The 21,097-nt window shown below is 70.5% G+C and carries 20 protein-coding genes; 4 read left to right on the top strand and 16 right to left on the bottom strand.

Going from position 1 to position 21,097, the window contains the following annotated elements; all coding sequences use genetic code 11:
• Positions 1-15 precede the first annotated feature (15 nt).
• Positions 16-1,179, top strand: a complete 1,164-nt coding sequence (locus RR49_RS09325; protein WP_045247800.1) for a Gfo/Idh/MocA family protein — start codon at positions 16-18, stop codon at positions 1,177-1,179.
• A gap of 69 nt (positions 1,180-1,248) precedes the next feature.
• Here RR49_RS09325 and RR49_RS09320 read toward each other — a convergent pair whose 3' ends face one another.
• The 3 genes from RR49_RS09320 to RR49_RS09310 form a co-directional block, all read right to left on the bottom strand.
• On the bottom strand, positions 1,249-2,139 hold the full coding sequence (locus tag RR49_RS09320; RefSeq protein ID WP_048809012.1) for an ATP-binding cassette domain-containing protein: 891 nt from the start codon (positions 2,137-2,139) through the stop codon (positions 1,249-1,251).
• Complete coding sequence (locus RR49_RS09315) at positions 2,136-3,197, bottom strand: ABC transporter permease (protein ID WP_045247799.1); 1,062 nt, start codon at positions 3,195-3,197, stop codon at positions 2,136-2,138. The genes RR49_RS09320 and RR49_RS09315 overlap by 4 nt, the downstream gene beginning before the upstream one ends.
• Positions 3,198-3,263: 66 nt before the next feature.
• Positions 3,264-4,244: a substrate-binding domain-containing protein gene (locus tag RR49_RS09310; RefSeq protein WP_048809011.1), complete on the bottom strand. Its 981-nt coding sequence runs from the start codon at positions 4,242-4,244 to the stop codon at positions 3,264-3,266.
• A 203-nt stretch (positions 4,245-4,447) separates the two neighbouring features.
• On the opposite strand from RR49_RS09310, the gene RR49_RS09305 reads away from it, so the two are divergent.
• Positions 4,448-5,629 (top strand): Gfo/Idh/MocA family protein, encoded by a 1,182-nt coding sequence (locus tag RR49_RS09305; protein WP_045247798.1) that lies wholly within the window; start codon positions 4,448-4,450, stop codon positions 5,627-5,629.
• A gap of 56 nt (positions 5,630-5,685) precedes the next feature.
• Here the strand turns inward: RR49_RS09305 and RR49_RS09300 are convergent, their stop codons facing one another.
• The 9 genes from RR49_RS09300 to iolC all read right to left on the bottom strand — a co-directional run bounded on the left by RR49_RS09300 (position 5,686) and on the right by iolC (position 15,838).
• The gene (locus tag RR49_RS09300; protein ID WP_211255157.1) at positions 5,686-6,429 is read right to left on the bottom strand and encodes a TIM barrel protein; all 744 of its coding nucleotides are present in this window, start codon (positions 6,427-6,429) and stop codon (positions 5,686-5,688) included.
• Between the two features lie 31 nt (positions 6,430-6,460).
• Positions 6,461-7,534 carry a transaldolase family protein gene (locus RR49_RS09295; RefSeq protein ID WP_045247796.1) on the bottom strand — a complete coding sequence of 358 codons (1,074 nt, stop codon included), beginning with the start codon at positions 7,532-7,534 and terminating at the stop codon, positions 6,461-6,463.
• Between the two features lie 16 nt (positions 7,535-7,550).
• Positions 7,551-8,558, bottom strand: coding sequence for an inositol 2-dehydrogenase (iolG, locus tag RR49_RS09290; RefSeq protein ID WP_045247795.1), 1,008 nt, complete (start codon positions 8,556-8,558; stop codon positions 7,551-7,553).
• A gap of 19 nt (positions 8,559-8,577) precedes the next feature.
• Complete coding sequence (locus tag RR49_RS09285) at positions 8,578-9,495, bottom strand: sugar phosphate isomerase/epimerase family protein (protein ID WP_045247794.1); 918 nt, start codon at positions 9,493-9,495, stop codon at positions 8,578-8,580.
• Complete coding sequence (gene iolD, locus RR49_RS09280) at positions 9,492-11,420, bottom strand: 3D-(3,5/4)-trihydroxycyclohexane-1,2-dione acylhydrolase (decyclizing) (protein ID WP_045247793.1); 1,929 nt, start codon at positions 11,418-11,420, stop codon at positions 9,492-9,494. The genes RR49_RS09285 and iolD overlap by 4 nt, the downstream gene beginning before the upstream one ends.
• Entirely contained in the window at positions 11,417-12,328 is a 912-nt protein-coding gene (iolB, locus tag RR49_RS09275) for a 5-deoxy-glucuronate isomerase (RefSeq protein ID WP_045247792.1), read from the bottom strand. Before iolB ends, iolD begins: the two co-directional genes overlap by 4 nt.
• Positions 12,329-12,406: 78 nt before the next feature.
• Positions 12,407-13,960, bottom strand: coding sequence for a CoA-acylating methylmalonate-semialdehyde dehydrogenase (locus tag RR49_RS09270; protein ID WP_045247791.1), 1,554 nt, complete (start codon positions 13,958-13,960; stop codon positions 12,407-12,409).
• Between the two features lie 23 nt (positions 13,961-13,983).
• Entirely contained in the window at positions 13,984-14,883 is a 900-nt protein-coding gene (locus RR49_RS09265) for a Cgl0159 family (beta/alpha)8-fold protein (protein ID WP_045247790.1), read from the bottom strand.
• Position 14,884: 1 nt separating this feature from the next.
• On the bottom strand, positions 14,885-15,838 hold the full coding sequence (gene iolC, locus RR49_RS09260) for a 5-dehydro-2-deoxygluconokinase (RefSeq protein WP_045247789.1): 954 nt from the start codon (positions 15,836-15,838) through the stop codon (positions 14,885-14,887).
• Positions 15,839-16,040: 202 nt separating this feature from the next.
• Here iolC and RR49_RS09255 point away from each other — a divergent pair, with 202 nt between their 5' ends.
• Positions 16,041-16,802, top strand: coding sequence for a GntR family transcriptional regulator (locus tag RR49_RS09255; RefSeq protein WP_045247788.1), 762 nt, complete (start codon positions 16,041-16,043; stop codon positions 16,800-16,802).
• A gap of 54 nt (positions 16,803-16,856) precedes the next feature.
• Complete coding sequence (locus tag RR49_RS09250) at positions 16,857-17,738, top strand: helix-turn-helix transcriptional regulator (RefSeq protein WP_045247787.1); 882 nt, start codon at positions 16,857-16,859, stop codon at positions 17,736-17,738.
• A gap of 27 nt (positions 17,739-17,765) precedes the next feature.
• Here the strand turns inward: RR49_RS09250 and RR49_RS09245 are convergent, their stop codons facing one another.
• The 4 genes from RR49_RS09245 to RR49_RS09230 are packed head-to-tail and all read right to left on the bottom strand — an operon-like array spanning position 17,766 to position 21,055.
• Entirely contained in the window at positions 17,766-18,140 is a 375-nt protein-coding gene (locus RR49_RS09245; protein ID WP_045247786.1) for a DUF2255 family protein, read from the bottom strand.
• Positions 18,141-18,162: 22 nt separating this feature from the next.
• On the bottom strand, positions 18,163-18,567 hold the full coding sequence (locus RR49_RS09240; protein ID WP_045247785.1) for a (R)-mandelonitrile lyase: 405 nt from the start codon (positions 18,565-18,567) through the stop codon (positions 18,163-18,165).
• A complete protein-coding gene (locus RR49_RS09235) occupies positions 18,564-20,006 on the bottom strand; it encodes an MFS transporter (protein WP_045247784.1) in 1,443 nt (480 codons plus the stop codon). The genes RR49_RS09240 and RR49_RS09235 overlap by 4 nt, the downstream gene beginning before the upstream one ends.
• Positions 20,006-21,055, bottom strand: a complete 1,050-nt coding sequence (locus RR49_RS09230) for a zinc-binding dehydrogenase (protein ID WP_048809009.1) — start codon at positions 21,053-21,055, stop codon at positions 20,006-20,008. The genes RR49_RS09235 and RR49_RS09230 overlap by 1 nt, the downstream gene beginning before the upstream one ends.
• Positions 21,056-21,097: the final 42 nt, after the last annotated feature.

Below are 21,097 nucleotides of genomic sequence, written 5' to 3'. Positions count from 1 at the left end.
CAAGGAGAACCACCCATGTCCACCCCCATTCGTGTCGGCGTCATCGGCGCCGGAATGGCCGGCCAGGCGCACGCCTTCGGCTACCGCAACGCGATGATGGCGACCAGCTCGCCGCTCTCAGTCGAGCTCGTCGCCATCGCCGACCCCAACCTCGCCCTCGCCCAGTCGGTCGCGGACCGCTACGGGTTCGCGAGCGCCACCGCCGACGTCGACGCGTTCATCGCGAGCGACGTCGACGCCATTAGCATCGCGCTTCCGAACTTCCTGCACGCCGAGGTGCTGCCCAAGGTGCTCGCCTCCGGCAAGCACGTCTTCGCCGAGAAGCCCATCGGTCGCACCCCGGCGGAGTCGTCGCACCTGCAGGCGCTGGCCGAGGCCTCGCCCGCCGTGACCGGTGTCGGCTTCTCGTTCCGCCGACTGCCCGGCCTCGCCGCACTCGCCCGTGCGGTCGCCGACGGGCTCGTCGGAGACATCCACACCGTGCGCGGCTGGTACAACGCCGACTACGCGGCCGACCCGGCCGGCGCGCTCTCGTGGCGCTTCTCGCAGGAGCAGTCGGGCGGCGGCGCGCTGCTCGACATCGGCGCCCACGCGATCGACGCCGTGCAGTTCGTCGCCGGACGCATCGCGGAGGTCTCGAGCGCGTCGCTGCGCACCGTGATCACCGAGCGCCCCCTGGCGACCGCGGGCGCGATCGGCCACGGGGCTTCCGGATCGTCCGAGAAGGGAGCGGTCACCAATGACGACGTCGCTCTGCTCGGGGTGACGCTCGACTCGGGCGCCATCGGGCAGATCGCGCTCAGCCGCATCGCCGCGGGGGTTCCGAATTCGCTCGGCGTCGAGGTGTTCGGCTCCGCGGGCAGCGCCGTGTTCGACTCGATCTCGGCGGGCGAGTTCCACCTCTTCGAGAACGCGACGTCGCCGGCCGCCTACAACGGTCCGCGCCGCATCTTCACCGGGCCTGCACACCCGTACTTCTCGGATGTCGCCGCCATGCCGGGCGCCGGCGTGGGCACCGGCTACGCCGAGGCGTTCGTCGCGGAGATCCAGGAATTCCTCCGGGCCATCACGAACGGCACGCCGATCGACACGGACTTCGCCACCGCCACAGCGATGATGAACGTCGTCGGTGCGGCGTTCGAGTCGGCACGCACGCGAGGCCCCGTCCCGGTCGCCTGACCTCCGGGAACAACGAACCCCCTCCCCGATTCGGGGAGGGGGTTCGTGCTTCTGGGAACGGCAGCGCGATCAGGCGCGGATCGACGAGATCTCGTGGGCGAGGGACTCGAGCTCGGCACCGCCGGCCATCGCCTGGATGAGCTCCTCGAGCTGCACCTTGCCCCGCTCGAACTCCGCGAGCAGCCGGCCGCGGTTGAGCAGGTAGAACCGGTCGCCGACCATGAAGGCGTGGTGCGGGTTGTGCGTGATGAACACGACGGCGACGCCGCGGTCGCGTGCCGCGAGGATGTACTTCAGCACGATGCCCGACTGACGCACACCGAGAGCGCTCGTCGGCTCGTCGAGGATGAGCACCTTGGCACCGAAGTGCACGGCCCGGGCGATCGCGACGGCCTGGCGCTCACCGCCCGAGAGCGTGCCGATCGGCTGGTCGGTGTCGCGCAGGTCGATGCCCATCTGCTTGAGGGCGGACTTCGTGACGTCCTTGGCGTTCTTCACCGAGAGGAGTCCGAGAGCCTTCGGGCCGCTGACGGGCTCGTTGCCGAGGAAGAAGTTGCGCCAGATCGACATCAGGGGAACCGTGGCGAGGTCCTGGAACACCGTCGCGATTCCGCGCCCGAGCGCATCGCGCGGCGACGAGAACTCGACCGGCTCGCCGTCGAGCGTGACGGAGCCCGAGCTCGGCTTGTGGACGCCCGAGAGGATCTTGATGAGCGTGGACTTGCCGGCGCCGTTGTCGCCGAGGACGCACGTGACGGTGCCCGGGTCGACACGGAGGCTGATGTCGCGCAGAGCGATCACGCTGCCGAAGGTCTTGCCGACCTTCTTCAACTCGAGGGCGGCCTGAACTCCGGTGGGAAGCTCGTGCGCGTTCTCGGCCGCGGCTTCTTCGACGGCCGCGACGATCTCCTGGTCGGCGACCGCGTTCGTCTCGTCCTGAGGCTCGTTGACGGTGCTCATTTCTTGCGACCTCCCTGGGCGCGACGCGAGATGGTGATGTTGATCAGCACGGCGGAGAAGAGGATGACGCCGAGGAACGTCGACACCCAGTCCTGGTCCCAGAGCGCGTAGGGGATGCCGATGGCCGCGAAGCCCATGATCAGCGCACCGATCGAGGCTCCGATCGCGGAGCCGGCGCCACCGGTGAGGAGCGTGCCGCCCACCGCCGCGGCGATGATGTAGTAGAACTCCTGGCCGACACCCTGGCCGGCCTGCATGCCGCGAAGACGCAGCAGGAACATGATGCCGACGAGCGATGCGGACACCGAGGTCATCACGAACAGGGTGATCTTGGTGCGGTTCACCGGGACGCCGGCGTTGCGCGCGGCGTTCGCGTCGCCGCCCGAGGCGAAGATCCAGTTGCCGAAGACCGTGCGGGTGAGCAGAAGCGTCGCGAAGATCGTGATCACGAGCCACCACACCAGGGAGATCTGGAACTGGGTGCCGGCGACGTCGAAGGTCGAGGAGAACAGCGACCTGGCGGAGTCGAACCCATCCCCCTGGTCGACGCCCGAGACGCGGACCGTGCCGGTGAGACCCTTCGTGATGGCGAGGTTCGCGCCCTTGAGCACGAAGAAGGTGCCGAGGGTGACGATGAAGGACGGGAGCGCGGTGCGGATCACCAGGATGCCGTTGATGAAGCCGATCACGGCGGCCATGACGACGGTGGCCGCGATGGCGGCCCAGACGTTCCAGCCGAGCTGAGTGATCAGCAGACCCGCGAACAGGCCCGACGTTCCGACCATGACGCCCGAGGAGAGGTCGAACTCGCCGCCGATCATGAGGAGTGCGACGAAGACCGCGACGATGCCGACGGGGGCCGCGAAGTCGGTCCAGCCGGCCGCGCCCTCGAGGGTCGCGAACTTGCCGGTCGTGTCGACGAAGGTGAAGAGGAGGAAGATCGCGACCGCGCCGATCAGTGCGCCGAGCTCGGGGCGGCGGAGCGTCTTGAGGTACCAGGGGGTGCGGCTCACGCGTTCATCGACCGCGATGTTGCTCGTGTTCGTGAGGAAAGACATGTTGTGGCTGCTCTCTGAAGAAGGGCGGCGCGCCCGTCATGGTGACGAACGCGCCGCCCGGAGGGACTAGCGGGTGCCGGCCTGGACCGAAGCCTGGACCGCCTGGACGTTGTCCTTGGTGACGAACGCCGGACCGGTGTAGACGGGGTTGCCGCCACCGACCTCGATCGCGTCCTTCACGGCCAAGTACAGGAGCTGCACGGCGAGGAAGCCCTGCGCGTACTGCTGCTGGTCGATCGCGAAGGCGAGCGTGCCCGCGCTGATCGCCTTGAGGGCGTCGTTCGACAGGTCGACCGTGCCGACGACGATCTTCGGGTTGACGGCCTGCACGGCGGGGAGCACGGCTCCCGTGGCGACGTCGGCGTTGAGGGCGAACACGCCGTCGATCGTCGGGTCGGCCTGGAGGGCCGCCTGGATCTTCGCCTCTGCACCGGTCAGGTCGGCGAGCGCGCCGTCGACGTTGAACTGCTGCACGGTGCCCTTGAAGGTCTTCGCGGCGCCGTTGCATCGATCGGTGAGCCCGGAGTTCGCGGCCTCCTGGATCGGGCAGAGGATCTTCTTGAGGCCGAGGTCGTTGAACTTCAGACCCGCCTGCTCACCCGCCACGGTCTCGTCCTGACCGACGTGGGTGAAGGCGCCGAGATCCTTGTAGACATCCGAACCCGAGTTCAGGGTGAGGGTCGGCAGGTTCGCCGCCTTCGCCGCGAGCATCGCGTCCTTGATGGCGCCCGGGTCCGGAGCCGATGCGCCGATCGCCGAGCAGCCGCCCTTGACTCCGGCGGAGATCGTCGAGGCCTGCTTGGCGGAGTCGTTCGACGAGCCCTGGTAGTCCAGCGTGACGCCGAGCTGCTTGGCGGCGTCCTCCGCTCCCTTCTGCACGACGGACCAGAAGGTCCCGCCGTCACCGTGCGTGTAGATGCAGATCTTGATCGACGCGTTCGCCGCGTCTGCGGTTGAGCTGCTCGAGGCCTTCCCCGAACAACCTGCGAGGGCGAGAGCGAGGACCGCCACGCCTGCCGCCATGATGGCGAGCTTCTTCTTGACCAACTCTGGTGCTCCTTCTCTTCGTTGAGTGAGTGCGGACGGGCTCTGGGACCGACCCGTGAATGAGAGTATGTCCGATCAAATGAACGATGTCCAGCATTTCTCGACAATTTGTTCTTACATTCTGTCAACTAGCGCGTAGGCTGGCCACAGACTCGCGCGGGAACCCCGCCCGCGCGCCGATGTCGATCCAAAGGAGGACCGAGATGACCACGCGCACGCCGCTCGGCGTAGGCCTGATCTCCGTCGGGTGGATGGGACGGCTGCATGCCCGCTCCTACCTCGCCGCCGGCCAGCACTACCCCGACCTGACCTATGCGCCGCGCCTCGTCGTGGCCGCCGACCCTGATGCCGGCGGACGCGAGTACGCGACCGACGTTCTCGGATTCGACCGCACCGTCGCCGACTACAGCGAGGTGCTGGCCGACCCGGAGGTCGACGTGGTGTCGATCTGCTCGCCGAACTTCCTCCACCACGAGATCGCCCTCGCCGCCATCGAGGCGGGAAAGCCGTTCTGGATCGAGAAGCCCATGGGACGCGGTGCTGTCGAGTCCCGCGAGATCGCCGAGCGTGCGGAATCCGCTGGACTGGTCACGTCGGTGGGATTCAACTACCGGCACGTGCCCGCCGTCGCCCGCGCGCGCGAGCTGGTGCGCTCGGGGGCCATCGGCACGATCACGAACGTGCGGGTCTCGTTCCTCGCCGATTACTCGGCCGACCCCGCCGGAGCCCTGACCTGGCGGTTCCTCACCGCCCGCGCCGGCTCCGGAGTCCTGGGCGATCTGCTCTCCCACGGTGCCGACCTCGCCCAGTACGTCGTGGGGCGCATCACCTCGGTGAACGGACTGACGGCGACCTTCATCCCCGAGCGCCCCCTCCCGGCAGCGGGTGCCGCCAGCCACTTCTCGAAGGGTTCCGAGGACGGCCCCCGCGGCGCCGTCGAGAACGAGGACTACGCCGCACTTCTCGCGCGATTCGAGGGAGGCGCCGTCGGTGTGCTCGAGTCCAGCCGCGTCGCGATCGGTCCGCGTGCCGAGTACGTGCTCGAGGTGTACGGCACCAAGGGCTCCCTGCGGTGGGACTTCCAGCGCCTGAATGAACTGCAGATCGCCGACGATCCGTCGGGCTATCGCACGGTCATGGCAGGTCCCGAGTTCGGTGACTTCTCACGATTCCAGCCCGGCGTCGGCACGAGCATGGGATTCGACGACCTCAAGGCGATCGAGGCATCGCTGTTCCTGCGCTCGGTGGCAACAGGCACGCAGCTCGCCCCCTCCGCCGCCGACGCCTGGGCCGCCGCCGAGATCGTCTCCGCGGCGCTGCGCTCCGCGGAGACCGGCGGCTGGGTCGAGGTGCCCGAGGTCGACGGCGAGACCACGTTCGGCTGAGGCATGACGAGAGGGGCCGGTGAGCGACACGCTCACCGGCCCCTCTCGTCATCAGCTCAGGCGAAGGCGCGTCGGAAGGCGTCGAGAGCGTCGTCGCTCGATCCGCTCGCCCAACTCTCCAGCCCCACCACGCCGTCATACGCGATCGCGGCGAGCGCATCGCCGATCGCACGGTAGTTGATCTCACCCGTCCCCGGCTCCTGCCGACCCGGGACGTCCGCCACCTGGATCTCGCCGATCCAGGGCTGCGCGCGACGCACGAGCTCGATGAGGTTCCCCTCGCCGATCTGCGCGTGGTAGAGGTCGAGGTTGAGTCGCAGCCCGGGGCTGTCGACCGCGGAGACGAGCGCGAGGGTGTCCTCGGCGCGGGCGAAAGGTGTGCCCGGGTGGTCGACGGCGGTGTTGAGGTTCTCGAGTGTGAACACCCGCCCGGCGCGCTCCCCGAGCTCGGCGAGACGGCTGAGCGTGTCGGCCGCGATCAGCCACTCGGCGCCGGTGACGACGTCGTGCGGCACGACGGGAAACCCGTTCGGGTCGAGTCCCGTGCCGTGGAGGTTCAACCGCGGCGAGTCGATGAGCTCAGCAGCCCGGAGGGACTCTTCGGCGGTCGCGAGCAGTTCGGCGATGCCGTGCGGCGTCGTGAGGTCGCCGCGCAGATATCCCGTCATCGACGAGAAGATGGCACCCGTGGCGGCCAGCTCCGAGAGGTCCTTCGTGCTCCAGTCCCAGATCTCGACCTCGAAGCCGAGTTCGTGGATGCGGCGCACCCGATCGACGAACGGGAGGTCGCGGAAGAGCATCTCCGCGGAGGCCGCGAGACGGACGGGCACCTCACGCCGCCGGAACCAGGATGTCGCGCACGAGGGCATCGAGCTGGGCGTCGGCCTCGAGGAACTGGCGCAGGGTGTTGCGGGAGGCCCCGAACGTGGCGAACTCATCCGGCGCGAGCCCGTCGGGCTCGTACGCCCGCCGGAACTCGCTCAGCGTCTCGAGCTCAGCGAGGATCTCGGTGGCGACAGGCACATCGATGCGGTCGGCCACCGCGATGCGGTTCTCGTTGATGCGGGCCTGCCAGTCGAACGGGGGTGAGACGACGAGGTCTCCCCCGACGAGCTCCGACCACTGCAGCGAATTGCGGAAGGCGGCCGACAGGATGCGGCTGCGGTATCCCCGCTCCCGGAAGAGGTGATGCGCCCGCTTGAGGGCTGCCACTCCCGCCCAGTCGAGCACCCCCGGGGTGGTGAGGATCCGCTGCGCGTTCGCCCACTTCTTCAGCCAGTCATCGAGACGACCGCCCATGATCGTGACGACGTGACCGAACTCGCGCTCCTCGAGCCCGTCGGCCGCACGCCGGTCGAGTGCTCGCTCGAGCGCTGCTCCGACGGCGAGCGCCTGCGGCACCGTGAAGCTCAGCGTCGCGTTGATGCTGACGCCGCGGTACGCGGCCTCCTCCATCGCGGCCACGCCCGTCGCGGTCGCGGGGATCTTCACGATGATGTTCGGCGCGAGCGTCGAGAACTCGACCGCCTGGGCGACGAGGGCATCGCGATCGCGGTGGAGCCGCGGGTCGGTCTGGATCGACAGTCGCCCGTTGCGTCCGCCGCTGGCGGCGAAGGCCGGTTCGAGCAGCCGCGCCGCGGCCACCGACAGCTCGCGCACCGCCGCCCACCCGAGCTCCGACTCGCCCCACGTCGGATGCTCGTCGGCGAGCTCGCGCAGGCGGGGACCCCAGACATCCGGTCGCTTGGTGATCGCGGTCAGCGCGATGACCGGATTGCAGGTGGCTCCGACCGCGCCGAAGGCGATGGACTGCGCGAGCTCGTCGGGGTCGGCCGAGTCGTTCCAGAGCGAGGTGGGAGTGGTCGCGGCCGCGCGGGCGAGCGGGGCGTCGGTGTCGATGGTCATGGTGGATCCTCGGGGGTCAGGAAAGGTCGACAGGCACGATGACGCGCTCGGTCGCCGAGCGCTGCGCCGCGTCGGCGAGAACGAGCGCCGCACGGCCGTCCTCGAAGGTGGGGCTGGTGGACGCCTCGCCGCGGGCGAGCTTGATGAACTCGTGCAGCTCCGCCGCATAGGCGTCGGCGTAACGCTCGAGGAAGAAGCTCTGATACGGCGGACGGGCTTCGACGGCGGCGGCGCCCGAGACGCTCACGAGGCTCGTGGGCATGTTGGCGACCGACAGCGAGCCGAGCTCACCGAACGCCTCGATGCGCTGGTCGTATCCGACCGCGCTGTGGCGGGAGTTCGTGATCGAGACGATCGCCCCCGAGGCGGACCGCAGCGTGATGACGGCCGTGTCGAAGTCGCCGTGCTCGCGGGCGCCCGGGTCGAAGGTGGTGGTGCCCGTCGCGCTCACCTCGACGATGTCGGGCAGGAAGAAGCGCGCCATGTCGAAGTCGTGGATCGTCATGTCGCGGAAGATGCCGCCCGAGATGGCGACGTAGGCGGCGGGCGGTGCCGACGGGTCGCGGCTGATGATCGACAGCTGCTCGAGCGCACCGATCTCGCCCGCGTCGACCCGTGCCCGCACCTCGGCGAACGCCGGGTCGAAGCGACGGTTGAAGCCGAGCGCGACCGGCACGCCGGATGCAGCGACGCGGGGGCGCAGCGCGTCGACGCGGGCGATGTCGAGATCGATCGGCTTCTCGCACAGCGCGGCGATGCCCGCGTCGATCGCACGGGCGATCAGGTCGACGTGCGTCGGCGTCGGGGACGCGATGAGCACCGCGTCTAGGTCGCCGGCGGTGAACAGCTCCTCGGCGTCAGCGGTCGCGATCGCGCCGTACGTCTCGGCGACGGCGCGGGCGCCGTCGATGAAGGGGTCGGCGACGCGCGCCAGCACGGCGTCGGCATCGGCGGCGATGCTCGCGGCGTGCACCTGGCCGATCCGGCCGGTGCCGATCAGACCGAAGCGGAGAGGGGTCGTCATGGTGGTGTCCTCGAAGGTCTCAGGCCCAGATGCGCAGGGCGTCGCGGTTGATCTGCTGGTCGGCGGCACGGTCGCGCTGGAACGCCGAGAGGGAGACATCCGGGCCGTTGAGCACGTCCTGCTCGACAACGATCCATCCGTCGTAATCCTGCGCGGCGATGGCGTCCATCACCGCGGCAAGGTCGACGTCGCCGCGCCCGAACGCCACGAACGACCCCGACGACCACACCTCGGGCATGCCGCCGCCGGCCGCGAGCACACGGCGCAGCTCGGCGAGATCGACATCCTTCAGGTGGAGGTGGTTGATGCGGGACCCCCAGCGGCGCACCGCGTCGGCCGGGTCGCCGCCCGCGATGAACAGGTGCCCGGTGTCGAGGGTGAGGTCGACGTTCACGTTCGCGAGGAACCGGTCGATCTCCGCGGGCGACTCCACGAACGTGCCGGCGTGGTGGTGGAAGGTCGGCTCGAAGCCCGCAGCCCGCACGATGTCGGCGGCGCGCTCCGCGTTCGCGATCAGACGCTCCCAGGCCGCCTCCGCGAGGGGGTCGACCTCCTCGCCGCGCCCCGGGGCGCCGCGGCGGGCGACCGACCCGTCGTCGGCGAGGGTGGGCAGCGGCAGTCGCGCGGGCCCGGCGGCCGCGGCATCCGAGAACACCCGGAGGGCCGCGTGCAGCGACGGGATGCTGGCGGCGAACGCATCGTCGTCGGAGAACGGCAGCTGCACCCACCCGCCGGCGAGCGACAGGTCGTACTCGGCGAGACGGCGACGCAGCACGTCTCCCTCGCCGAGGAAGCCGAGGGGACCCAGGTCGACGCCCCGGTAGTCGGAGTCGGCGAGGATGCGCAGCATCGCGTCGGGACTGAGGGTCTCGGCACCCTCGGGGGTGAGCTCGAACACTCCGAAACTGACGGGTGCTCCGGCGACGGTGGCCTTCATCGCCCACCTTCCTCTCCGAGCAGCGGGCGCTGGGCCCGACGCTGCTCCTCGTATGCGGCGCGTGCGCGCTGGGTGGACGGCAGGGTGGAGACAGCCGGGATCGGCACGTCCCACCAGCCCTCGCCGTCCGGGGCGTAGACGAGAGGATCGCTCTCGATGTGGATCAGCGTCGACCGGGTGCTCGCCTTGGCCGCGACGACGGCGGCGTGAAGATCGGCGGTCGCGGTGGCGCCGGGGGCGATCTCGACGACGTCGAGCCCGTAGCTGCGGGCGTTCGCCGCCAGGTCGACCGGCAGCACCTGGTCGCCCTGGAAGTTGCGTGCGTCGGCGTCGTAGGTGCGGTACTTCGTGCCGAAGCGGTCGGACCCGACGGTCTCGGACAGGTGGCCGATCGACGCGTAGCCGTGGTTCTGCACGAGCACGACGATGATCTTGATGCCCTCGGCGACCGCCGTGACCAGTTCGGAGTTGAGCATGAGGTACGACCCGTCGCCGACCATGACGATGACGTCGCGGTCGTCGTCGAGGGCGTCGAGCCCGCGCTTGACGCCGAGGCCGCCCGCGATCTCGTATCCCATCGTCGAGAACGCGTATTCGACGTGGTACCCGAGCGGATCGCGCACCCGCCACAGCTTGTGGAGATCTCCCGGCAGCGAACCGGCGGCCTGCACGATGACATCCGCCGGGGCCGACGCCGACTGCACGGCGCCGATGATCTCGGGCTGGCCGGGACGCGGCGCGCCGGTCGCAGCGAGCGCACGGTCGACCGCGGCATCCCAGACGCCCTTCTCCTGCGCGGTGCGCGCAGCGTACTCGGCCGACACCTCGAAGCCCTCGAGCTCGATCGCGAGCTCCGCGAGGGTCTCGCGCGCGTCGGCGACGACGGCGATCTGCGTGCCGTGCTTGTAGGCGTCGAAGGAGGCGATGTTGATGTTGACGAAGCGCACGTCCGGGTTCTGGAAGGCCGTGCGCGAGGCGGTCGTGAAGTCGCTGTACCGCGTGCCGATGCCGATGATGACATCGGCCTCTGCCGCGAGCCGGTTCGCCGCGGTCGTTCCGGTCGCCCCGACCCCGCCCAGGTACTGCGGGTGGTCGAAGGCGAGCGCGCCGCCGCCCGCCTGCGTGGTTCCGACCGGGATGCCGGTGGCCTCGACGAGCGCGCGCAGGTGCTCCTCAGCCCCGGAGTAGATCACACCGCCGCCGACGACGAGGAAAGGACGCTCCGCGGAGCGGATCGCCGCGACGGCGCGCGCGAGGGCGGCACGCTCGGGGAGCGGCCGGCGGATGTGCCACTCGCGGTCGGCGAGGAACGCGACGGGCACGTCGATGGTCTCCGCCTGCACGTCCTCGGGCAGCGCGATCGTGACGGCGCCGGTCTCGGCCGGGTCTGTCAGCACGCGCAGGGCGGCGAGCGCGATCGAGTAGAGCTGCTCGGGGCGCTGCACACGGTCGAAGAAGCGCGAGAGCGGACGGAACGCGTCGTTGACCGTGAGCCCGATGTCCCAGGGTTGCTCGAGCTGCTGCAGCACCGGGTCGGCGACGCGGGTCGCGAACGTGTCGGAGGGCAGCAGAAGGGCGGGCAGACGGTTGGTGGTCGCAAGCGCGGCGCCGGTGAGCATGTTCGTCGCGCCGGGCCCGACCGACGCGGCCGAGGCGAACGTGGCGCGGCGCCGGTGGATGCGCGCGTAGCCGACCGACTGATGCACCATCGCCTGCTCGTTGCGCGCCTGGTAGTAGGGCATCAGGTCGGGCTGCTCGACGTTCAGCTGCTTGAGCGCCTGACCGACACCCGCGACGTTGCCGTGGCCGAAGATGCCGAAGACGCCCGGGATGGTGCGTTCGCGGATGTCGCCGTCCACCGTCCACTGGTGGGCGAGGAACTCGATCAGCGCCTGGCTGACGGTCATGCGCTTCGTCGCGCTCATCGGGTGCTGCCTTCCTCGCCGGCCGCGGTGAACGGCAGGCGCGGGTCGATCTCGAGGCCCTCCCAGGTGCTGCGCACCCAGGCGTGGGCGGGGTCGTCGCTGATGAGCCAGGCCCGATCGGGGTCGGGGCCGGCCATCACGTTGAGGTAGTAGAGGTCGTAGCCGGGCGCCGCGACCGCGGGGCCGTGGTAGCCGTAGGGCACCAGGGCGATGTCGCCCGAGTGCACCATCGCGTCGATCTCGATGTCGCCCGCGGGAGACGAGTAGGTCGAGAACATGCCGAAGGCGGATGCCGCGGCTCCCCCGGCGGCGCCGCGCGCCGGCGCGGACTCGAAGTAGTAGATCTCCTCGAGCCGGGTCTCGTGACCGGGGTCGTGCTCGTCGTGCTTGTGCGGCGGGTACGACGACCAGTTCTCGGCCGGGGTGATCACCTCGCACACGATCAGCCGCACGGCGTCGAGGGCCTGCGGGGTGCCGAAGTTGTGCACCTGGCGGCTGGATGCCCCCGCCCCCCGCAACTCGACGGGCACATCACTGCGGGCGATATGGCGCGTCGGGCGCTGCTCGGTCGTCGGCGAGGTGGCGACGGCGACGCGCCCGCTCCCCGTCAGGGTCGCGGTCGCGCCCGCGCCGAGGTAGAGCACGTCGGTCGGGCCGTCGAACACGTTCGCCCGCCCGGCGAGGTCGTAGGCGGCGTCCGCCGTCTCAATCCGGAAGCTCCCCGCGAGCGGCACCACGATGCGCTCCACGTCGCGCTCATCGAGGGCGAGCACGTCGCCGGCGGCGAGCTCAGCCACCCGGATGCCCGTGTGGACCCAGCCGGGAGTCGAGGCGTCGACGACGCTCTCCCACCCGTCGCGGGCGAGGGCGCCGCGCCGGTGGAACCAGCGCTGGTCGGGAGCGGGCATGGCAGTGCTGCTTTCGTGAGGGAGGAGAGGAGCGGATGCCGCGGCCAGATCGGCGGGGCCGCGGCATCCGGGTCTGGATCAGGTGTTCTGCGGGAACCCGAGGTTGATGCCGCCGTGGGTGGCGGGGTCGAGCCAGCGGCTCGTGATGGCCTTCTCGCGGGTGAAGAAGTCGAACCCGTGCACGCCGTAGGCCTTCGCGTCGCCGAACAGCGACGCCTTCCAGCCGCCGAACGAGTGGTAGGCGACCGGCACGGGGATCGGCACGTTGATGCCGATCATGCCGACCTGCACCTCGTTCTGGAACCGCCGTGCGGCGCCGCCGTCGTTGGTGAAGATCGCGGTGCCGTTGCCGAACTGTCCCGAGTTGATGAGGTCGAGACCCTCCTGGAACGTCTGGATCCGCACGACCTCGAGCACGGGGCCGAAGATCTCCTCCTGGTAGGCGCGGGAAGTCGTCGGGATCTCGTCGATCAGGGTCGGACCGAAGAAGAAGCCGTCCTCGTGACCGTCGACGGTGAAGCCGCGACCGTCGACGACGATGGTGGCGCCGTCCTGCTCGGCGATGTCGACGTACGACGACACCTTGTCGCGGTGCACACCCGTGATGAGCGGCCCCATGTCGGGCTCGACGCCGTCGACGCCCGCACCGTTGCCGATTTTGAGCTTGCCGATGCGCTCGACGATCTTCGCGATCAGCTCGTCGGCGACCGGCTCGACGGCCAGCACGACCGAGATCGCCATGCAGCGCTCGCCCGCGGCGCCGTAGCCCGCGTTGACAGCCTGGTCGGCGACGAGGTCGAGGTCGGCGTCGGGCAGCACCAGCATGTGGTTCTTCGCGCCGCCGAGGGCCTGCACGCGCTTGCCGTTGCGCGAGGCGGTCTCGTAGATGTACTGCGCGATGGGAGTCGAGCCGACGAAGGAGACCGACTGCACGACAGGATTCGTGAGCAGCCCGTCGACGGCGAGCTTGTCTCCCTGGAGCACCGTGAAGACGCCGTCGGGAAGTCCGGCCTCCTTCCACAGCTGAGCGATCCAGAGCGAGGCGGAGGGGTCCTTCTCGCTGGGCTTGACGACGACGGCGTTGCCGGCGGCGATCGCGATGGGGAAGAACCACATCGGCACCATCGCCGGGAAGTTGAACGGCGAGATGATGCCGACGACGCCGAGGGGCTGACGCAGCGAATAGACGTCGATGCCGGTGGAGACGTTCTCGGAGTACGCACCCTTGATGAGGTGCGGGAACCCGGTCGCGAGCTCGACGACCTCCTGGCCGCGCAGGATCTCACCGATCGCGTCGGAGACGACCTTGCCGTGCTCGGCGGTGATGATGCGGGCGAGCTCGCCCTTGCGGGCGTTGAGCAGCTCGCGGAACGCGAACAGCACCGTCTGGCGCTTCGCGATCGAGTAGTCCTTCCAGACCTCGAAACCGCGCTGCGCGGACGCGATCGCCTCGTCGATCTCGGCCTGGTCGGCGAGCGCGACGCGGGCGCTCACGGCACCGGTGGCCGGGTTGTAGACGGGGGCGGTGCGGCCGCTCGTCGAGACGCGTTCGGCGCCGTCGATCCAGTGCGAGATCACGCGCACATCGGTCGCGTCGGCGGCGCCGGCGGGGGCGGAGACAGTGGTGCTCATGTCGGAACTCTCCTCGGTTGGGGTCACAGGTCGGGGTGCACGAGGCCGGCCGCGATGTCCACGGCCGCGGCGACGTCACCGTCGGGCGGATAGAGCAGGGTACGGCCCACGGTAAGGCCCCGCACCCCGGGAAGTCCGAGCGCGACCTCCCAGGACGCGAAGGTCTCGTCGGGATCGGCCCCCGAGTCTCCGCCGAGCAGCAGGGTCGGCAGCGTCGTCGCCGCCATCACCCGCTCCATATCGTCGACGACCGGCAGCTTCAGCCAGGTGTAGGCACTCGTCGATCCGAGACCCTGGGCGATGGCGATCGAGAGGATGACTGCGTCCGTCGACAGGTCGTTGACGATCCGTCCGTCCACCCACCGGCTGATGAACGGCTCGAGCATGATCGGCAGTCGGGCGGCGGCGGCCTCGGTCACGGCGTGCGCCGTGGTCTCGAGCGTCGGGGCGGTCGCGGCATCCGCGAAGTTGACACGCAGCAGCGTCTTGGCGACGTCGATGCCGTCGGACACCATGCCCGCGACGTCGTGGCCGGTGAAGCGGTCATCCATCTCGAACGCGGCGCCGCGCAGCCCGCCGCGGTTCATCGAGCCGACGACGATCTTGTCGTCGAGCAGGCCGAGGGCGGCGAGGTCGTCGATCACATCAGGGGTGCCGAGCACGCCATCGACGCCGGGCCGCTGCAGGGCGGTCGCGAGGCGGTCGAGCAGGTCGTAGCGGTCGGCCATGGCCTGCGCGTCGGCACCGACCGAGAGGGCGCCGCGCGCCGGGTGGTCGGCGGCGACGATGAACAGGCGCCCGTCACCGCGCAGCAGCGGCCGGCGGACACGGTCGGCCAGGGCGGTCCGAATCGATTCGGGCCGGTGGGCGCGGATGTCCCGCACGCGGGCGAAGTCCGCGTCCCCCAGAGTGTGCGCGGCCATCTCAGCGGATCCTCTCGAGTACGGCCTCGACCTCATCGGTCGTCGGCATCGCCGTCGAGCACTCGCGCCGCGAGGCGACGATGGCACCCGCGACGTTCGCGAAGCGCACGATGCGCTCGAGGCTCCACCCCGACAGCAGTCCATGGCAGAGCGCCCCGCCGAAGGCGTCGCCCGCGCCGAGGCCGTTGACGACATCCACGAAGTAGGGAGCGACCTCGACGCTCTCGTCCGCGGTCTTGGCGAGCACGCCGCGCGGTCCCTGCTTGACGATCGCGATCTCGACACCCCGCTCGAGCAGTGCGTCGGCGGCGCGGTGCGGATCGGTCTCGCCGACGGCGACCTCGCACTCCTCACGGTTGCCGACGGCCACCGTGACCTGGCCGAGGACGGGCTCGATCTGCTCGCTCGCAGCGGCAGGACCCGACCAGAACATGGGCCGGTAGTCGAGATCGAGCACGGTGTGGCGGGCACGGTCGCGGGCGGCGAGAGCGGTGTGGTGCGCCGAGCGACTGGGCTCCTGGGTGAGTCCGGTCGCGGTGAGCCAGAGCACTTCGGCGCCGCGCACGGCGGCGAGGTCGAGCTGCGCGTCGTCGATGTTGAGGTCGGGCGCCTTCGGCTCGCGGTAGAAGTACAGCGGGAAGTCGTCGGGCGGGAAGATCTCGCAGAAGGTGACGGGGGTCTTCAGCGCCGGATCCACGGCGACGAGCCGCGGGTCGACGCCGAGGCGGTCGAGCTCACGCAGCAGATAGCGACCGAACGGGTCGTGGCCGACGCGGCTCACGAGGCCCGAGCGCCGACCGTGGCGTGCGGCGGCCACCGCGACGTTGGCGGCGCTGCCGCCGAGGTATTTGCCGAACGTCGCGACATCCTCGAGCCCGACACCGTCCTGAAGGGGATAGATGTCCACGCCGAGGCGACCGATCGCGAGGATCTCGGGTGTCGTGTTCTGCGTCATACTCCGCTGTACAACTCTCTTCGGAAACCTGCGCCGCCCTGGTCGACGGCATGTCCTAACAATAGCACATGTTGACCTGTCGGCAAGGGGCACTTCGGATGCCGCAACGCCCCACTCCGCGTCGATATCACCGAACATGTGTCGACATACGTAAGATTGTCGAGACATGGGAGTGAGCCCGGAAGAGGAGGCGGCGAGCGCGATGGCGAGCAACGAGATCTACTGGCCGGAAGAGCTGTTCACCGACCTCGACCGCACGGGACCGGTGCCCCTCTACTTCCAGGTGTCGAGCCGGCTCGAGGCCGCCATCCACGACGGCGTGATCCCCGCCGGCGCCCGCCTCGAGAACGAGATCGCCATCGCCGCACGGCTCGGTCTCTCCCGGCCGACCATCCGGCGCGCCATCCAGGAGCTCGTCGACAAGGGCCTGCTCGTGCGCCGCCGCGGGATCGGCACCCAGGTCGTGCAGGGGCAGGTCACCCGCCCCGTCGAGCTCACCAGCCTCTACGAGGACCTCCGCAACAGCCACCACGAGCCCGGCACGCGCGTGCTCGCCCACGAGATCGTGCCCGCGACCGATCCGGTCGCGGAGGGTCTCGGGGTGGCCGTCGGCACCGACGTCGTCTTCATCCGACGCCAGCGCAGCACCGACGGCGTGCCCGTGGCCGTGCTCGAGAACTACCTCCCGATCGAGTTCTCCGACATCACGACCGAGCAGCTGCAGGATCGCGGACTCTACCAGATCCTCCGCGCGCGCGGCGTCACCATCCAGATCGCCAAGCAGAAGATCGGCGCCCGGCGCGCGCAGGGCGACGAGGCCGAGTTGCTCGATGTCGAGCGCGGCGGCCCACTGCTCACGATGGAGCGCATCGCGTTCGACAACTCCGGCCGTGCTCTCGAGTACGGCCACCACTGCTACCGGCCCGACATGTACAGCTTCGAGACGACCGTCGTCGCGAAGTAGCGGGGGTACCACCAGTACCTCCCGCGTCGCACCGGCGAGACGTAGCGTGGACGCATGCACGACATCCGCGCCGAGGTGCGCGAGTTCCTGAGCTCGCGTCGCGCGCGCATCACCCCTCAGGAGGCGGGCCTGCCCGCCTACGGCGGCAACCGTCGCGTGGCGGGGCTGCGCCGCGAGGAGGTCGCGATGCTCACCGGCGTCTCGGTCGACTACTACATCCGTCTCGAGCGCGGGAACCTCGCGGGCGCCTCCGAGAGCGTGCTCGACGCGCTCGCGCGCACGCTGCGGCTCGACGCGGCCGAGCGCGACTACCTGTTCGACCTCGCGCGGGCGGCGAGCCCCGGCATCCGCGTGCCCGCGAAGCCTGCCGAGACGGTGCGCCCCGCGGTGCGGCAGGTGCTCGACGCGATGGCCGACGCCCCCGCGTGGGTCCGCAACGGCCGACACGACATCCTGGCGGCGAACCGTCTCGGCCGCGCCCTCTACGCGCCGGTGTTCGACAGCCCCCGCCGCCCGGTCAACACGACCCGGTTCACGTACTTGGATGCTGCGGCCCGCACCTTCTGGCGCGACTACGACCAGATCGCGAACGACGCCGCCGCGATGCTGCGCCTCGAAGCGGGCCGCACGCCGCACGACACCGACCTCATCACGCTCATCGGCGAGCTGTCGACGCAGAGCGAGCTGTTCCGGCAGCGGTGGGCCTCGCGCGACGTGAAATACCACCGCAGCGGGCGCAAGCGTCTGCACCACCCGGTGGTCGGCGATCTCGATCTCGACTTCGAGTCGATGGAGCTGCCCAGCGAGCCGGGCCTCGTCATGAACGTCTACACGGCGCCGGCGGGCTCGCCGAGCGCCGATGCGCTGACCCTGCTCGCCTCGTGGGCGGCGAGCGCCGACTTCACCGCCGACGCGGCGCTCATCGGCGCGGAGTGATCCGGACGGGCTCCCCCGCCCGAACCGTCAGCGGGGGTCGACCCGCAGCGTCGTCTCGAGCACGTCGTCGCCGGTGATCGCCCCGACGTAGGCGGGACCGAACCGGTCGTACTTCGCGTGCAGCGCGGCATCCAGTGCGCCCCTCACCGTCGCATCGGCGGGGGTGAAGGTGACGTCCTGCTCGACGCCGTCCGCGGCGACACGGCCGGTGCCCGCGGCGCGGGCGCGGCGGTACCAGCCGTTCTCCGGGCCGTGCGCCGAGCGCACGTAGAGCACGCCGTCGACGACGCCGTGCCAGATCGTCACCCAGGGACGCAGGGTGCCGTCGGCGCGGGTCGAGGCGATGCGCAGTTCGGTCGCGTCGCCGATGCGGGCGAGCTCGGTGGGGTTCCAGTCGGACATCGGATGTCTCCTTCGTCGCCGTTCAGGCGGGGTATTCGTCGTCGGTGAGCTTCGCGCCCCACTCCGTCTCGGGAACGCCCTCCTCGAGGGGTGCCTCCCAGAGCGCGAGATGGCACATCGCATTCTGCGCCGAGGCGCCGTGCCAGTGCCACTCCCCCGCAGGCGTGAAGACGGTGTCGCCGGGGCGCAGCTCGATCAGCTCGCCGCCGCGCGACTGCACCCAGCCGAGCCCGTCGGTGACATGCAGCACCTGGCCGACGGCGTGACGATGCCAGGCGGTGTGGGCGCCGGGCATGAAGCGGACGAGGTTGAGGCGCGCGCGCGAGGGGGCGACGCCCGTGTAGTGGGCGTTGACGTACACGTCGCCGTCGAACCACTCAGCAGGGCCGCGGAAGGTCGGCGCCACGGGGAACTTGGTCGTGCTCATGGGGTGTCCTTTCGAGGGTGGGCGCGTCGTTCGCGCACGAGGGGAGGCAGCACGAGCACCGCGGCGACGATCGCGCACAGGGTCAGGAGGACGGCGGCGGCGGTGAGGGCGGCCGCGACCTCTGCCGCCACGGAGGCGGCGGCATCCGTGCCGTGCGCGCCCGCCGCGACGACCACCAGCACACCGAGGCCGAGCGACATGCCGACCTGGTGGAAGGTGTTCACGAGACCGGATGCCGCGCCGGCATCGGCGGCGGCGACCCCGGCGATGCCCGCCGCGGTGAGCGGCGCGAAGGCGAGACCCTGACCGGCGCCGATCACGAGCATGGGGGCGGCGACGGCCGTGAGGTAGTCGCTCTCGGGCACGACCCGGCTGAGCCACGCGATGCCCACGAGTGTCAGCACGATGCCGGCGACGAGGGTGGGACCGGCACCGATCGCCCGCACGACGCGGGTGACCGCGAGCGCGACGGCGAAGTTCACGACCGTCATCGGCAGGAAGCCCAGCCCGGCCTGCAGCGGCGTGAAGCCGAGCACGTCCTGCAGGAACTGGGTCGTGAAGAAGAAGAACCCGATCATCGCGCCCATGTAGAGCAGCCGCGCGAGGTACGCCCCGACCCGCACCCGGCTGCGCAGCAGGCGCAGCGGCAGGATGGGCTGGGGCGCCACCGACTCGTTCACGACGAATCCGACCAGCAGAAGGATGCCGACGGCCCCCGCGACGAGCGTCGGGGTCGCCGCCCATCCCTGCTCGGCGGCGGTGATGATCGCGAAGACGAGCGAGCCGACGCCGAGGGTCGCGGTCAGCGCGCCGACGAGATCGAACCGGCCCGTCGCCCGGGCGGTCTCGGGCAGGTAACGCGGGGCGAGCACGATCATGGCGACGCCGATGGGCACGTTGAGGAAGAAGCCGGCGCGCCAGCTGAGCAGTTCGGCGCAGGCGCCGCCGACGACCATGCCGAGGCTCGCGCCGATGCCGGCCGTGGCGCCGTAGAGCGCGACGGCTCGGGCGCGTTCGCGCCCCGCCGGGAAGGTCGCCGTCAGGAGGGCCAGCGACGTCGGCGCGACGATCGCGGCGCCGACCCCCTGCACCGCCCGCGCGCCGATCAGCCACCCGCCCGACGGTGCGAGCCCGATCGCGAGCGATGCGGCGGCGAAGATCGCGAGCCCGGCGACGAAGACGCCGCGGCGGCCGAGCAGGTCTCCGGCCCGCGCACCGAGCAGCAGCAGACCGCCGAAGACGAGGGTGTAGGCGTCCTGCACCCACGACAGCTCTCCCGGTCCGAGGCCGAGGTCGGCCTCCAGGCTCGGCAGCGCCGTGAAGATCACGGAGTTGTCGAGCAGCACCATGAAGTAGCTGAGCAGGATGACGACGAGGATCGCGATCGGATGCCTCGCCGCCACCGTGCGCCCTCCGGCGGTCAGCGGCTGTGCGGTCATCAGAAGGAGACCATGACCTTCAGCGCCTCGCGCGCGTCCATGGCGGCGTAGCCGGCGGGAACGTCGTCGATGCCGACGGTGCGGTCGAAGACGCGGCCCGGGTCGATGACACCGTCGAGCACCTGCTGGATGGCCGGCTCGAGGTAGGCGCGCACCGGCGCCGGCCCGCCCGCGAGGCGGGCGTTCTTGCCGAAGAGCGATCCGAAGCCGATCGGGGCCTCCTCGTACTGCGGCACGCCCACGCGGGAGATGATGCCGCCGGGACGCACGATGCCGTAGGCCTGCTCGTAGGCGGGCATGTGGCCGACCGCTTCGAGCACGATGTGCGAGCCCTCGCCGTTCGTGAGCTCGAGCACGCGCGCGACGCCGTCGGCGCCTCGCTCGGCCACGACATCGGTCGCGCCGAAGGCGACCCCGAGGTCGGTGCGCGACGCGTGACGTCCCATGAGGATGATGCGCTCGGCGCCGAGCTGGCGGGCAGCGAGCACCGCCGAGAGCCCGACCGCGCCGTCGCCGATCACCGTGACGGTCTTCCCGGGCTGCACCTCGCCCATGTAGGCCGCGTGGTAGCCGGTGAGGTAGACGTCCGAGAGCGTGAGGAGCGACGCGAGAAGCTCCTCGGAGGCGGTGTCGGGGGTGAGCCCGGGCACGACCACGAGGCTGCCGTCGGCCTGGGGCACGCGGGCCAGCTCGGCCTGCAGCCCGCCGACCTCCGGCGAGCCGTACCAGCCGCCGTGCACGCAAGAGGTCTGGAAGCCCTCCCGGCAGAACACGCAGGTGTTGTCCTGGAACGCGAACGGCACGACGACGAAGTCGCCGGGCTTCACCGTGCGTACGTCCGCACCGATCTCCTCGACGACGCCGATGAGCTCGTGGCCCATGGGACGCCCGGTGTCGCTCGCGTGCAGGGAGTGGTAGGGGTGCAGGTCGGAGCCGCAGACACACGCGCGCACCGCGCGCACGATGGCGTCGGTCGGCTGGCGGATGACCGGGTCGGCAACGGTCTCGACGCGCACATCGCCCGCGCCGTACATGAATGTGGCCTTCATGGAGTCCTTCACTGTCGTTCGAGCACCCGGATGGGGTGTGAT

The organism is Microbacterium ginsengisoli, from assembly GCF_000956535.1.
GTDB lineage: Bacteria > Actinomycetota > Actinomycetes > Actinomycetales > Microbacteriaceae > Microbacterium > Microbacterium ginsengisoli.
Note: the sequence above shows the minus strand (reverse complement) of the source record. Positions and strands in the feature narration are given on the sequence as shown.

Bases quoted from the DNA above. Each gene is read 5' to 3' on its own strand.
- RR49_RS09250 (WP_045247787.1), top strand. From the start codon at position 16,857: ATGCACGACATCCGCGCCGAGGTGCGCGAGTTCCTGAGCTCGCGTCGC.
- iolG (WP_045247795.1), bottom strand. From the start codon at position 8,558: ATGACGACCCCTCTCCGCTTCGGTCTGATCGGCACCGGCCGGATCGGC.
- RR49_RS09230 (WP_048809009.1), bottom strand. From the start codon at position 21,055: ATGAAGGCCACATTCATGTACGGCGCGGGCGATGTGCGCGTCGAGACC.
- RR49_RS09235 (WP_045247784.1), bottom strand. From the start codon at position 20,006: ATGACCGCACAGCCGCTGACCGCCGGAGGGCGCACGGTGGCGGCGAGG.
- RR49_RS09245 (WP_045247786.1), bottom strand. From the start codon at position 18,140: ATGTCCGACTGGAACCCCACCGAGCTCGCCCGCATCGGCGACGCGACC.
- RR49_RS09265 (WP_045247790.1), bottom strand. From the start codon at position 14,883: ATGGCCGCGCACACTCTGGGGGACGCGGACTTCGCCCGCGTGCGGGAC.
- RR49_RS09270 (WP_045247791.1), bottom strand. From the start codon at position 13,960: ATGAGCACCACTGTCTCCGCCCCCGCCGGCGCCGCCGACGCGACCGAT.
- iolC (WP_045247789.1), bottom strand. From the start codon at position 15,838: ATGACGCAGAACACGACACCCGAGATCCTCGCGATCGGTCGCCTCGGC.
- RR49_RS09315 (WP_045247799.1), bottom strand. From the start codon at position 3,197: ATGTCTTTCCTCACGAACACGAGCAACATCGCGGTCGATGAACGCGTG.
- RR49_RS09320 (WP_048809012.1), bottom strand. From the start codon at position 2,139: ATGAGCACCGTCAACGAGCCTCAGGACGAGACGAACGCGGTCGCCGAC.
- iolB (WP_045247792.1), bottom strand. From the start codon at position 12,328: ATGCCCGCTCCCGACCAGCGCTGGTTCCACCGGCGCGGCGCCCTCGCC.
- RR49_RS09295 (WP_045247796.1), bottom strand. From the start codon at position 7,534: ATGACCATCGACACCGACGCCCCGCTCGCCCGCGCGGCCGCGACCACT.
- RR49_RS09255 (WP_045247788.1), top strand. From the start codon at position 16,041: ATGGCGAGCAACGAGATCTACTGGCCGGAAGAGCTGTTCACCGACCTC.
- iolD (WP_045247793.1), bottom strand. From the start codon at position 11,420: ATGAGCGCGACGAAGCGCATGACCGTCAGCCAGGCGCTGATCGAGTTC.
- RR49_RS09305 (WP_045247798.1), top strand. From the start codon at position 4,448: ATGACCACGCGCACGCCGCTCGGCGTAGGCCTGATCTCCGTCGGGTGG.
- RR49_RS09300 (WP_211255157.1), bottom strand. From the start codon at position 6,429: ATGCTCTTCCGCGACCTCCCGTTCGTCGATCGGGTGCGCCGCATCCAC.
- RR49_RS09240 (WP_045247785.1), bottom strand. From the start codon at position 18,567: ATGAGCACGACCAAGTTCCCCGTGGCGCCGACCTTCCGCGGCCCTGCT.
- RR49_RS09325 (WP_045247800.1), top strand. From the start codon at position 16: ATGTCCACCCCCATTCGTGTCGGCGTCATCGGCGCCGGAATGGCCGGC.
- RR49_RS09285 (WP_045247794.1), bottom strand. From the start codon at position 9,495: ATGAAGGCCACCGTCGCCGGAGCACCCGTCAGTTTCGGAGTGTTCGAG.